At 40.1% G+C, this 12,667-nt stretch carries 15 protein-coding genes; all 15 read left to right on the top strand.

What is annotated here, in order from left to right; genetic code table 11:
- Positions 1–6 precede the first annotated feature (6 nt).
- Positions 7–873, top strand: coding sequence for a GAF domain-containing protein (locus tag J7K40_08595; GenBank protein ID MCD6162455.1), 867 nt, complete (start codon positions 7–9; stop codon positions 871–873).
- Positions 870–2,576, top strand: a complete 1,707-nt coding sequence (locus J7K40_08590; protein MCD6162454.1) for a hypothetical protein — start codon at positions 870–872, stop codon at positions 2,574–2,576. Before J7K40_08595 ends, J7K40_08590 begins: the two co-directional genes overlap by 4 nt.
- Positions 2,576–2,932, top strand: a complete 357-nt coding sequence (locus tag J7K40_08585) for a response regulator (protein MCD6162453.1) — start codon at positions 2,576–2,578, stop codon at positions 2,930–2,932. The genes J7K40_08590 and J7K40_08585 overlap by 1 nt, the downstream gene beginning before the upstream one ends.
- Before the next feature lie 3 nt (positions 2,933–2,935).
- A complete protein-coding gene (locus tag J7K40_08580) occupies positions 2,936–3,307 on the top strand; it encodes a hypothetical protein (GenBank protein ID MCD6162452.1) in 372 nt (123 codons plus the stop codon).
- Positions 3,308–3,314: 7 nt separating this feature from the next.
- A complete protein-coding gene (locus J7K40_08575; protein MCD6162451.1) occupies positions 3,315–3,689 on the top strand; it encodes a response regulator in 375 nt (124 codons plus the stop codon).
- Positions 3,690–3,928: 239 nt separating this feature from the next.
- Positions 3,929–4,345, top strand: coding sequence for a response regulator (locus J7K40_08570; protein MCD6162450.1), 417 nt, complete (start codon positions 3,929–3,931; stop codon positions 4,343–4,345).
- A gap of 4 nt (positions 4,346–4,349) precedes the next feature.
- Positions 4,350–5,801, top strand: coding sequence for a DUF342 domain-containing protein (locus J7K40_08565; GenBank protein MCD6162449.1), 1,452 nt, complete (start codon positions 4,350–4,352; stop codon positions 5,799–5,801).
- 239 nt (positions 5,802–6,040) lie between these two features.
- Entirely contained in the window at positions 6,041–6,769 is a 729-nt protein-coding gene (gene flgF, locus J7K40_08560; GenBank protein MCD6162448.1) for a flagellar basal-body rod protein FlgF, read from the top strand.
- 11 nt (positions 6,770–6,780) lie between these two features.
- Entirely contained in the window at positions 6,781–7,569 is a 789-nt protein-coding gene (gene flgG / locus J7K40_08555) for a flagellar basal-body rod protein FlgG (protein ID MCD6162447.1), read from the top strand.
- Between the two features lie 3 nt (positions 7,570–7,572).
- Complete coding sequence (flgA, locus tag J7K40_08550) at positions 7,573–8,235, top strand: flagellar basal body P-ring formation protein FlgA (GenBank protein ID MCD6162446.1); 663 nt, start codon at positions 7,573–7,575, stop codon at positions 8,233–8,235.
- Between the two features lie 10 nt (positions 8,236–8,245).
- Complete coding sequence (locus J7K40_08545) at positions 8,246–8,821, top strand: flagellar basal body L-ring protein FlgH (GenBank protein MCD6162445.1); 576 nt, start codon at positions 8,246–8,248, stop codon at positions 8,819–8,821.
- A 1-nt stretch (position 8,822) separates the two neighbouring features.
- Entirely contained in the window at positions 8,823–9,935 is a 1,113-nt protein-coding gene (locus tag J7K40_08540) for a flagellar basal body P-ring protein FlgI (GenBank protein ID MCD6162444.1), read from the top strand.
- 216 nt (positions 9,936–10,151) lie between these two features.
- Positions 10,152–10,760, top strand: a complete 609-nt coding sequence (locus J7K40_08535; GenBank protein ID MCD6162443.1) for a lytic transglycosylase domain-containing protein — start codon at positions 10,152–10,154, stop codon at positions 10,758–10,760.
- Between the two features lie 20 nt (positions 10,761–10,780).
- Positions 10,781–11,266, top strand: a complete 486-nt coding sequence (gene flgN / locus J7K40_08530; GenBank protein ID MCD6162442.1) for a flagellar export chaperone FlgN — start codon at positions 10,781–10,783, stop codon at positions 11,264–11,266.
- 11 nt (positions 11,267–11,277) lie between these two features.
- Positions 11,278–12,660, top strand: coding sequence for a flagellar hook-associated protein FlgK (gene flgK / locus J7K40_08525; GenBank protein MCD6162441.1), 1,383 nt, complete (start codon positions 11,278–11,280; stop codon positions 12,658–12,660).
- Positions 12,661–12,667: the final 7 nt, after the last annotated feature.

Genomic DNA, 12,667 nt, shown 5'->3' with positions numbered 1-12,667 from the left:
GGTTAGGTGCCGCGAAAAAAGAAAGTTGATGCTGTATGTCAGCTCGAAAAAGAACTAGCTATACTTTATGAAATAAGCACTTTAGTTCAGCTTTCTCCATCGAACGAAGAAACGTTCGAAAAAATTTTAACACTTATTACTAAAGTAATAGACTACAGATCCGCGTCCCTGTTTTTGGTGTCTATGGAAACCGACCAGCTTATTGAAATGGCAAAAGTCGGCCGAAGCGTCAATCTGATTGATTTTGTTAAGTTTGATATGGGTATGGGTTTTGCCGGCTGGGTCGCCAAGGAAAAAAGACCGGTTGTGCTGAATAACCTGCGGAAAAATCATAACAATAATAACATGCGGTCATTTATGTCCATACCTATGATATTTAAAGACGAATTAATCGGCGTAATAAATTTTGCCCATGATCAACTTAATGCTTTCAGCGAAAGAGATATGCAGATTGTCGGCATTATTGCCGCCGAAACTGCGGTTACTATCGAGAGAATGATTTATGAATATCGGCTTGAAAAGAAAAATAATAAACTTACCGAAATCAATGAAAAATTGCAGCAAGCCCAAGCTAAATTAATCCAACTTGAAAAGAAACAGACTGCTGCCGATATGGCGGCTACGTTAAATCATGAGATAAACAACCCGTTAGCTATAATCGTCGGCAATGCGCAGTTCCTATTGATGACAATGAAGAACTCAAATCCGTCTGTAACAAAAAGACTGAAAGCTATTGATAAGGAAGCGTCGGCTATTGCCCAAATTACTGAAAAATTCCGAAATTTAGATTCACTGGTTGTTGAGGACTATATTAAGGGCGATTCCAGAAAAATTATCAACCTGGATAAATCAGTTAAAAATGGATATGCATGATTAATCTCCTAAAAGACAATGCTGTTAGGGAAAATGGTTTTCCCATACTGGCCAACGGTTCAATTGCCGATTATTTCACTGTCGATTATCAAGGACGACTGTGTGAATCTCATGGCAAAACAGCGGAAATATTACAGCGTTGTGAAAATATCGTTGATTATTTCCCGATGCTTCGTCAATATCTCGATAATCCTGAAACTCCCGGCAGATTTTATGAAATCGCTAATAACTCGCAGATTTATAATGAAGATAACCCCAATCAAGCGGTCTATTTTGGTTCTATCCCAAGTGATGATAGAATAATAGGCATAATCTATAATGATATCAGCCAGGATACTGCTTTTAAAACCATAGAATCCGAGCTTTTCATTCTGTCGCTTATAACTCAAGCCGTACGTGCCTTCAATCGGGCTTATAATCTTAGAGATATTCTTAAAATCGTTCTAATCGGAGTTACCGCCGGCAGCGGTTTGGGATTTAATCGAGCTTTTATTCTTCTTACCTGTGATGAGCCAAAATGTTTGAAAGGCGCGCTTGCTCATGGTCCCTCCTCGCCAGAAGAAGCGGGAATAATTTGGCAAAAGCTTTCAAGCGGTGAATTATCGCTTGAGCATATGTTTGACGAGGCGCTAAAAAAGGAAGATGCCGGGAGTCCCTTTCTTAACAAGTTCATAAAAGACCTGGTCATTTATCTTGACAACAAAGACAATGTTTTCGCTAAACATGCTATTGAGAAAAAATCGATTATTATCGATGAGATAACTTTAGCCAACGGTGAATATCCAGAACTTCACTCGAAAATCGGCCCCGGACCTCTGGCAGTTGTGCCGTTGGTTGGAAATGAATGCCTCCAAGGCGTCCTGATTGCCGATAATTTTATTACACGTAAAAAAATTACAAATAATGATATCCATCTGCTGGAGATTTTTGCCAGGTATGCCAGCGACTCTATCGAAAAATTTAGGCTGTACAAAAATCTCGAAAAGAAAATTAAGGCGCTTAAACAAGCTAATGAAACAATCCTAATGAACCGCGAAAATATCGTTAAAGCTGAAAGACTTAATGTGCTGTCTGAAATGGCAGGACAGGTAGCTCATGAAATCCGCAATCCGCTAACAGTCATCGGCGGCTTTTCAAAGTTTATGCTAAAGAAAAAATCAAAGGATCATGATGATTTTGAAAACCTGACTATGATTATCGACCAAGTTTCAAGAATCGAACAGGCGTTGGAGAATTTTACCAGTTTAATGAATTATCAGAGCAAAGATGACCGTGTTTGCAACCTTGGCGAACTGGTGAAATCGGCTCTTTCTATAAGCTCGTCAGAACCAAATGAGTCCGGCTTCGATGTTCATTCTGATTACCAGGTGATGATTAAAGTCGACCCCGACTTGCTCCGCCAAGCCCTGTTGATTATTCTAAAAAAAGCCTTAATGATAAGACCGCCGCAATATCAAATTTCTCTTACAATAACAAGATCAGGCAATAAAGCGCTAATATATTTTAAATCTATTGAATCAAACGGCTATTTTGCCGCCGATTTATATAAAAGCTTTAATGCTTTGGGAAACCATCAAAAAATGAGAGAGTTTTTAACCTCTTTGGAAATACTAAAATATTATGGAGGTAATATTGGGCTGGAAGCGGCTCATAATGAGGGAAAAAGATTCTACCTCGAACTTCCGGCTTATGAGGAGGCCTAATGAGAAAAATTTTAATAGTTGATGACGAACCGGCAATTCGCAGATTATACCAGAAAGAATTCGCTGATGATGGGTATGATATTCTTTTGGCGGAGAATGGCAGCACAGCTCTTTCAACTGTTGACAGCAACAATGATATCGACTTAGTTATTCTCGATATAAAAATGGAGGAAACAGACGGACTTGAAGTTTTAGATGCTATAAGAAGTAAGCATAGAGGCCTGCCGGTAATTTTAAATTCGGCATATTCAACATATAAAAATGATTTCACCTCATGGCTGGCGGATGCTTACTTGGTAAAATCGCATGATCTGAATGAACTAAAAGAAAAAGTGGAAGAGCTTTTAGCTTTATAAGTTATGACAGAACATAGAGAAAATCTAATTAAAACAGTAGAATCTGTATCAGAACAGATTCAAGTATTGGCGCTAAATATTGCTGTGGCCGCCGCAAAGATGTCGTTTCGAAAGGAAATAGCGCCGGATGTTAACAATAAGTTGGGTCAGCTTGTGAATCAAGCTACTCTGGCTGTAAAAAACATGGGATATATCCTTCGCGCCGCTAAGTCGGAAAGACAGAAAAAAGACATCCTAACTGAGGAAATGGATATTAAAAACGATTCCGAAACAGTCTCAAATATTGAAAACTCACTCAATACGATTTTAAATGACAGCCAAAAAATTTTGGAAATGCTTAAAAAAGTAAAACAGGAATCTCTGGGAGATTTCTGAGGTTAATATGAACCCTGTTGTATTGATTGTTGATGATGAACCGAACATTCTTGATGTATTCGCTAGCATGCTGGAAAAATTGGACTTTGAAGTATTTAAAGCAAACAGCGCTATCGAAGCGATGAAACTTATGGCTAATCGTAAGTTCGATTTGTTCATTATTGACTTGAGCATGCCCGAGATGAATGGATTAGAATTAGCTGTCCATATCAGAGAAAAACAAGAATATGCTCCTGTGATAATGACCGCAGGAGTCAATCTTGCCGATGCCGGAATCGATATAAACAAGTATGGAATTGACGATTTCTTAATGAAGCCATTCACATTTGATGAAATAAGCCGAAAAATAACTAAAGTTACTCAACTTGATTTAGTTGTTTGAATAAGGAGTTAATATTATTGAAAAAAGCCGCAAAATTGCATAATATTTGGGTTATTTAAATATGAAATATTATATAGATAATTATATTTGAGGAAATGAAACACTATTATTTTATTAAACTATAGTGATTAAGTATCGATAAATATTATAAAGAATGCAGTTAATATATTTATAAATATATATTAACTCGAATAATATAACTGCAGCACTATTAATTAATTTTCAACTTGGAGAGCAGGATGAAAGATGACATCAGGATATTAGTTGTAGATGATGAAGCCCTTATGCGAAATTTGCTTCTGAAAATTCTCGAACAGGAAGGCTATCAAATATCATTAGCCGCATCTTCTAAAGAGGCTTTGGAGGAATTAGAAAATACAGACTTCGATATAGTTCTATCTGATGTTAAAATGCCAGAGATAAGCGGTTTCGATCTTCTCAAAATCATCAAACAGAAATGGCCTGATACTGCTATGATTATGATGACCGGTTATGGCGATGCCTACACAGTTAAAGAGGCTTTAATGCTCGGCGCTGACGAGTATGTAACCAAACCTTTTAAAAGTTATGAAATATCTTTAATTATCGAAAGGGCTTATTGGAGACAATTAGCGTCAAAAAAGAATAAAACAGCCAATTTAAAAATAGGTAGTTAGAATTATGGTACAATCAGCACAAACTCAAAATGGAACAGCCGCATCTCAAAAGGTGAAAAAAAAGGATTTTATATTTACTGTAAATATATCGCCAGATAAAATGCATGCTCATTTGATTCTCGAAAAAGACAGCAAGGCTGATAAAAACTTAGCATTTAACTTTGAGGAAAACGAACTGATAGCAGTCTTGAACGAAGCGGGCGTGAAGCACGGCATCAATAGTGATAAAATATCAAGTCTGGCTGCGGGCAACCCGATTTTCGATAAACCATTTGAAATTGCCCGGGGTACGCTTCCCGAAAAAGGCAATGATGCTGAATTTGAGTTGCTGTTTGACACCTCAAATGATAAAACGCCTACTGTCGACGATGACGGTTTCATTGACTACAAGGATCTAAACATTATAAAAAATGCTGTCAAGGGTCAGCCGCTGGCTAAAAAGATACCGACTAAACCAGGAAAACCGGGCACAGATGTTGCTGGAAATACAATCGAAGGCCAGCCGGGAAAAGACCGTGCATTGCCAAAAGGTAAAAATACTGAGATTTCACCCGATGACCCCGATTTATTAATTGCCTCTAAAGATGGCTCCATTTCCTTTGCTAACAATTTGGTATTAATAGATGATGTCTTTTCTGTTCATTCTGATGTTGATATGTCAACAGGCAATATCGATTTCGTTGGCAATCTTAAAATCTCCGGAGGTGTCAAAGCCGGTTTTACAATTAAGGCTGGGGGAAGTATTGAAATTGGAAAAAATATTGAAGATGCCGAGATTAATTGCGGAGGTTCTGTTATTGCGAAAGGCGGCTTCGTAGGTTCCGGAAAGGGAACTATTAAAGCTAAGGAAGATGTCTTTGTAAAATATGTTGAAAATCAATCAATTGAAGCAGGCAATGAGGTGCATGTTGGGGGCGGCGCTATGAATGCCACAATCCACGCTGGAAATAGTGTAATAATTGAAGGCAATAAAGCAATCATTGTCGGCGGAAGCATTACTGCAGTGAATACTATTAAAGCGGGCACTATTGGCTCTGAATTCGGTACTCCTACGCTGGTGAGAGTTGGCTATAGTTCTAAATTAGTCAAAGAGCTGGATGAAATCGATGAAGAAATCGAACGGCTCAATAATGATACCGAAAAAATCTCCAAAACCATGTATTCCCTGGTCCGGCTTGAGATAGAAAACAAGCTTAGCAAACAACAAAAAGACGCTCTCAAGCAACTAAAAGACCATCGCGATGGTATACCCAATCAGACAATAAAACTCGAGGAACGCAAAGAAGAAATTAACCGTCAGCTTAATGAAAATAAAAATGCTAAAATAATTGTTACAGGTAATGTCTATCCGGGAACAACCGTACAAATCGGTTTGCTCAAAAAAGAATTCAACAAAACGCTTAAAAACTGCACTCTAAAAATCAGCCAGGGCCAAGTTACATTCGTATCAAATTAACAGGAAATATTATCCCTGCATAAAGTGATATAAATTCCCCTTTTTATATTTGCTGTGCACCGACTAAATTGCTTAATCAATGTAATTGCAGTATTTCTATAAAAGCCAACATATTATAATTCATATAGTTATATTAAAAAACCGTACAATTTCACATCTGGTGGATAGCTCTCTATTTCCATCAGGCATAAAGTTTGCATAGTTAACAACTGGATAATTAGATAAGGAGATGAATCTTTATGATTAAAGGAATTTACACATCAAGCTCCGGGATGCTGCCGCGCGTGTTGAAGCAGGAAGTCTTTGCTAACAACATGGCTAATGCTAAAACAGTTGGATTTAAAAAAGACAGCGTATTCCTGCATGAACTCAATAAAGCGGAAGACGGCTTAGTAACCGACCTCGATTGGGAAATACCCATGGTTGATGATGTCTATATCGACTATTCTCAGGGCAGTCTTGAAAAAACAGAACGCTCTTTAGATACTGCCATCAACGGCGACGGCTTTTTTGTGGTCCAGACTCCTGCGGGCGAACGTTATACGCGCTGTGGCGTATTCTCATTGACGCCTGAGGGAACATTAGTTGACGGCAACAACAACCCGGTTCTTTCCGAGGCCGGCCCTATAAATATATCGGGTGATGAAATCAGTATTAGTAGTGATGGCTTTGTTTCTTCTGATGGAGAATCCATCGCTAAAATGAAGGTAGTCGATTTTGCCAAACCATATAACCTGAATAAAACTGATTATGGCTATCTAACTGCCGGCGCCGATAATGTGAAACCGGTCAAAGCTGACAATTATGAAGTCCTTCAAGGATATGTCGAATCGTCAAATGTAAATATAATCGATCAAATGGTAGATATGATGATTTCATTCAGGGCGTATGAAACCGGTCAGAAAGCTATTCAAACCCAGGACGAAACACTGAATAAAGCTGTTAATGAATTAGGTCGCGTTAGATAAAGGAGAAAATCATGATTAAAGCAATGAGAACTGCGGCATCGGGGATGGTTGCCCAGCAGATGAATGTCGATGTTATCGCGAATAATCTGTCGAATGTTAATACTGTCGGCTTTAAAAAATCAAAAATCGAGTTTCAGGATATCCTCTATCAAAGGCTCCGAGCCGCCGGAACCGAATCAGCGGCAGGTTCGAAAGTTCCTGTCAGTCTTGAGGTAGGCTATGGCACTCGTCCGGCCGCTACTCAAAGATCATTTACTATGGGAAGCCTTCAGCAAAGCGGCAATCCTCTCGATTTGGCAATCGAGGGACAGGGATTCCTTCAGGTTTTAATGCCGGATGGCACGATGGCTTACACTCGTGACGGCGCCTTAAAGATAAGTGCCGATGGCCAAGTTGTTACCAGTGACGGCTTTTATCTTCAACCGAACATTACCATTCCAGCCGATGCCGCCGATATAAGCATCTCGGCTGATGGCATTCTATCCGTGTTTATTCCCGGCGATGCCGAACCGCAGGAAATGGGGCAGTTTGAACTGGCTAAATTTATAAATCCTGCCGGCTTGCGGTCAATAGGACATAATCTATATACAGGTTCATCGGCATCCGGCGATCCGATTCTTGGCAATCCTTCGGTTGAGGGATTTGGCAGGATTAATCAGGGATACCTCGAAATGTCTAATGTTGATATTGTCGAGGAAATGGTAAATATGATTGTGGCTCAGCGGGCTTACGAGATAAACTCGAAGGCAATTCAAACCTCGGAAGAGATGACGCAAATTGCAAATAATCTTAAACGGTAGAATATGATGTTAGCTTTATTATTAGCTTTAGCGATTACTTGTTCTACGGTTTCCGAAAGAGTTGAGGAGGCTGTAGCATCGTATATCGAAATCAATTTCAGCGTCGAAAACGCCAATTACCAATTCGATTTCAGACGCATCAATTGGAACCTTTTCCCAGACGAATTCGATAGCGTTCGAGTATTTCGAATCGGTAAAGACTCACCGCTTGGCAATACGGTTTTTACTCTTGGTGTTTATAATGACAATAATCTTATTAAAGCGGTGCCGGTATCGATTGGCGTTTCTTTGATGGTTGAGGCTCTGACAACAACCGAACAGGTTAATGCCGGCGAGATATTTAAAGAGCTAAAAATGGATAAAAGGCTGATTACTAACAAAGGCATGCTGCCTATTGTCGATCCAGCCAAATTGGATGGGATGCAGGCAAAGATGCATATTCCTGCCGGTTCTATGATATATCCCGCCATGATTGAAAACGTACCGATTGTCAAACCCGGTGATAATGTCAATATAATCTTTGAAAAAGGGTCTATTAAAATCACAGCCAATGGAATTGCCAGACAAAGAGGCGGTATTGGAGATATAATTCGAGTAGTCAATATTGGCTCAAAGAAAATTATTAGAGCTAAAATAATCGATTCGACTACTGTGGCATTAAAATAAAGGAGTCCTGATGAGAATACCGCTTAGTTTAATAATGATTATTTGCCTGAATGCTTTCAATCCGGCCTTGGCTAATGAGGCGAAGCAGCGTTCAATCTATACTGATATCAAGGCTTTCAAAGTTGGCGACCTGCTTACAGTGCTGATAGTTGAGGATTCGCGAGCTGTAAACAAAGCTAAAACCACAACCAAGAAAAAAACCGATACCAAAATGAACGCCTCGGGCAGCCTCGGACCGTTTGAGTTTGTCCGTTTGTATGATGCTGCCGGCGGCAATGAAGTAAAATTTGACGGGCAAGGACAAACTGAAAAGTACGGAGCCCTTAGAGCAAAACTGACAGCAACCGTGATTGCCGCTAAGGAAAACGGCGACTTGGTAATAGAAGGCAGCCGCGTGGTTACAATTAATAATGAGGAAGAAACATATTTCCTGTCGGGTGTTGTAAGACCGCGTGATATTAACAATAACAATACGATTTACTCATATCAGATAGCGGATGCAAAAATATCATCCAAAGGGAAGGGGACCGTTACCGAAGGGCAGCGTCCCGGAATTATAACCAGAGTTCTAAATTGGATTTTTTAATATGAGAAAATATTTTTATTCAATAGTGGTAGTCATATTAATACTATCTTTAAGCGTTGGCTTAACGGCTGGTAAAGTTCGCGTTAAAGATATTTCGCGATTTCAATTGGAAAATACCGTGCCGCTTTTCGGGTATGGACTGGTTGTCGGTCTTGACGGAACTGGCGATTCAAAATCTACCCGCTTTACGATTCAATCGCTTGTTAATATGATGGAGAGAATGGGAGTTACTGTCGATCCGGGACAGGTAAAAGTTAAAAATGTTGCCGCCGTTATGGTAACTGTCGAACTCACTCCTTATATGTCAAGCGGTTCAAGAGTTGATGTCATGGTTTCCTCGATGGGCGATGCCACCTCGCTTCAGGGAGGAACGCTTTTATACACGCCGCTGGCGGATGCCTCGGGGGATGTATATGCTGTTTCTCAGGGGCCAATCTCAATCGGAGGTTTTAATATCAGCACAGGCATGGGCGACCAGTTTCGTAATAATTACACTCTTGTCGGCAGGATTCCCGACGGCGCTACAGTCGAAAAGCAAATTGCCGGTGATGAGAATATTGGCGCGGTCAAGCTTCATCTGGAAATACCGGATTTCACAACTGCCAATAGACTGGCCAACGCAATTAATAATAAGTTCAAATATGTTAAAGCTTATGCCTCCGATGAGGCTAATATTGAAATCACTATTCCCGATTCATTGAAGAACTCCGGCGAGCTGGTTAGGTTCTTTGCCGAAGTGGAAAAACTTGAAATTGAGCCGGATGTGCCGGCGCGCGTGGCTATCAATGAAAAAACCGGCACCATTGCCGCCGGACAAAACGTAACTATTTCAGCTGTGATGCTGGCTCACGGCAGTCTCAATATTGAGATTAAGGCAACACCGCTTGTTTCCCAGCCGGAACCTTTTTCACAGGGAAAAACGGTATTAACACGCGAAGCTGAAATTAATGTTGAGGCGGAACCAGCCCGAATACTATATATTGAAAACCAGGCCAATATTGGCAATCTGGCGGCTGCCCTTAATGAAATCGGCGCAACTCCCAGGGATATTATTGCAATTTTTCAAGCCCTTAAAGCAATTGGGGCATTAAGAGCAGAGCTAGTAATTTTATAGGTATTTAAGAAAATGGTTATCACTGCGATAGATAAAGTTTATTCGGGACCGCAAACCGGGGTCATCGATGATAAAGAAAAGCAGGCAAGAATTGTAAGACTTAAAAAAGCCTGCCAGCAATTCGAGTCTCTATTCCTTTTCTACATGTTGAAAACCATGCGGTCGGCTTCTTCAAAGTCTTCGCTTTTCGGCGAGGGGTTGGGCGCTGATACATACATGCAGATGTTCGATGAAGGATTAGCGGATAAAATGGCTGAATCCAGCCCTCTCGGTATTGGCGATATGTTGTTTAAAAGCTATAATGATAATATATCCTCCGATAAAAACGGAAATCTATTAGACCAGCTTGATAAATCAATCGCATATAAGCCAATTATAAAAACTAAAACCGAAACAGATAAAACTTACAAGCAAGGCAATGAAATCAGCCTGATCAGCAAAACAATAATTCAGGCGGCTAATATTAATAAAATCGACCCCAAGCTGGTTACGGCTGTTATGATGCAGGAATCGGGCGGCAACCCTAATGCGGTATCCTCCAAAGGAGCCAAGGGACTGATGCAACTAATGGACCCAACAGCTAAAATGCTTGGCGTAAAAGACCCCTTTGATATTAAACAAAACATCTTTGGCGGAGTAAAATATTTAGCGTCCCTATTGAAAAGATTCAAAGGCGATGTGGGCAAAGCATTGGCGGCTTATAATGCAGGAACAGAAGCTGTTAATAAATATGATGGAATTCCTCCTTATGAGGAAACTGAAAAATATGTCAGCAATATCATGGCTAATCTAAAAGGGTTAATGAATTTCAAAAAATCCCGATAAAAATATAGGTGAAAGAAACTATGAAAAAACTGGTGGACATATTAGATCAGGAGCTTGAGACATTTAATAAGTTTCTCATTTTGCTTGATGACCAGCATAAGCAGATAATTAGCAGAAACATTGCCGATTTGAATAAAACCGATAATGAACTGGATCTGCTAAGCATCAAAGCTAATGATCTTGAAAAAAGAAGGATGTTAATCTTAAAGGAAAACATTAAGAATTGTAATCTTAACGAGGAAGAAAACATAACTTTGCGCGATTTGCTGCCCCAACTGGATAATGTCTCCAGCAACCGATTAGTATTATTGCGAGAGTCTATCATTGATGCTCATAAACGGATTGAAGAAAAAAGCATGCGGAATAAAATATTGATAGACAAATCACGAAAATTAATTTCCGAGTCGATAAGAATTATCAACGGCCGTCCTTCGCCTATTTATAATAAACCCGGGCCCAACAAGACTGGAGTCTATGAGGGCAGTATTATTAACCATTCAGTCTAAGGAAGATTATTATGTATGGTGTAAATATCGGACTTGAAATCGGGAGAAGAGCTCTTTTGTCAGCGCAATATGCGCTTAACACTAACGGCCATAATATTGCCAATGTCAATACGCCGGGCTTCACGCGGCAGCAGGCAATGATGATTTCAACTCAGCCTTTCGATTCCAATAGAATGCAATTCGGAACCGGTGTGAAAGTCGACTCTGTCCGGCGAATACGGTCGTATTTTCTGGATGAACAGTTCCGTCAGGAAACGCAGCGTATGGGACGATGGCAAACGCTTTCATATAGTTGGGAGCAAGTTGAAAGAATCTTCGTTGAACCATCCGATAACGGCTTTGGCTCTCTGCTGGAAGATTTCTGGAACTCGTGGCAGGATTTATCAATCTCGCCGGACAGCATGGCTGCTCGATCCGCTGTTAGAGAACAGGCAAACCTGCTAATTAATGGCTTACATCAAATGAATAATCAAATGACTGATTTGCAGAAATCTATTGACGATGACATACAAAAAAGCGTCGAATATATCAATGAAATTGCCAATCAGCTGGCATCTTTGAACGAAACGATTCAAACAGCCGAACTTTCAGGCCATCAAGCTAACGACCTTCGCGACCGCCGCGACTTACTGGTGGATGAACTATCTGATTATATCAATGTAGAAGTTTTGGAACAGCCCAACGGAAATTATACGGTATTTGTCGGCTCTATGGCTTTTGTTGACGGCAACACGGTTTCAAATCTCGAATTATCTGTAAGAGATACCGGCACTACGGTGATTCATGATATTAAATTTGCCAATTCCCCGATTAGCCCGGAAATTGTTAACGGAAAACTTGCCGGATATATCGAGACAAGAGATGAAATAGTGCCTGAACGCCTTGCCGAACTAGACCAGCTGGCTCTATCGCTTGTGGAACAACTTAATGAACTGCATAAAGACGGCTACAGCTTAAACGGCGAAACTAATATTTGCTTTTTCGATCCTGATACGACAGGCGCCGCCGATATCAAGCTTGATGATTTGATTATTGCCGATGAGGGATATATCTCAGCCTCCTTAAATGGCGAAACCGGCGACAACTCGAATGCCCTGAGAATTGCCGGCTTGAGACATGAACTTGTTATGAATAACGGCACTGCAACTATCAACGATTTTTACAACTCTATAGTTGGCATAATTGGCATCAAGACGAATGAAGCTTTAAACATGGCTGAAAATCAAACAGCACTAGTCTTCCATATTGAAAACAGCAAACAATCTCTTGAGGGTGTTTCTCTTGATGAAGAAATGACGAATATGATAAAATATGAACATGCTTATGAAGCAGCGGCCAGAGTGATAACCGCTATGGATGATGCGTTAAATACCATTATAAATAATATGGGTTAGTTAATTG

The organism is Candidatus Zixiibacteriota bacterium (assembly GCA_021159005.1).
Taxonomy (GTDB): domain Bacteria; phylum Zixibacteria; class MSB-5A5; order UBA10806; family 4484-95; genus JAGGSN01.
Note: the sequence above shows the minus strand (reverse complement) of the source record. Positions and strands in the feature narration are given on the sequence as shown.

Coding starts and splice junctions, on each gene's coding strand:
- J7K40_08590 (MCD6162454.1), top strand. CDS start 870: ATGATTAATCTCCTAAAAGACAATGCTGTTAGGGAAAATGGTTTTCCC.
- J7K40_08585 (MCD6162453.1), top strand. CDS start 2,576: ATGAGAAAAATTTTAATAGTTGATGACGAACCGGCAATTCGCAGATTA.
- J7K40_08580 (MCD6162452.1), top strand. CDS start 2,936: ATGACAGAACATAGAGAAAATCTAATTAAAACAGTAGAATCTGTATCA.
- J7K40_08575 (MCD6162451.1), top strand. CDS start 3,315: ATGAACCCTGTTGTATTGATTGTTGATGATGAACCGAACATTCTTGAT.
- J7K40_08570 (MCD6162450.1), top strand. CDS start 3,929: ATGAAAGATGACATCAGGATATTAGTTGTAGATGATGAAGCCCTTATG.
- J7K40_08565 (MCD6162449.1), top strand. CDS start 4,350: ATGGTACAATCAGCACAAACTCAAAATGGAACAGCCGCATCTCAAAAG.
- flgF (MCD6162448.1), top strand. CDS start 6,041: ATGATTAAAGGAATTTACACATCAAGCTCCGGGATGCTGCCGCGCGTG.
- flgG (MCD6162447.1), top strand. CDS start 6,781: ATGATTAAAGCAATGAGAACTGCGGCATCGGGGATGGTTGCCCAGCAG.
- flgA (MCD6162446.1), top strand. CDS start 7,573: ATGATGTTAGCTTTATTATTAGCTTTAGCGATTACTTGTTCTACGGTT.
- J7K40_08545 (MCD6162445.1), top strand. CDS start 8,246: ATGAGAATACCGCTTAGTTTAATAATGATTATTTGCCTGAATGCTTTC.
- J7K40_08540 (MCD6162444.1), top strand. CDS start 8,823: ATGAGAAAATATTTTTATTCAATAGTGGTAGTCATATTAATACTATCT.
- J7K40_08535 (MCD6162443.1), top strand. CDS start 10,152: ATGCAGATGTTCGATGAAGGATTAGCGGATAAAATGGCTGAATCCAGC.
- flgN (MCD6162442.1), top strand. CDS start 10,781: ATGAAAAAACTGGTGGACATATTAGATCAGGAGCTTGAGACATTTAAT.
- flgK (MCD6162441.1), top strand. CDS start 11,278: ATGTATGGTGTAAATATCGGACTTGAAATCGGGAGAAGAGCTCTTTTG.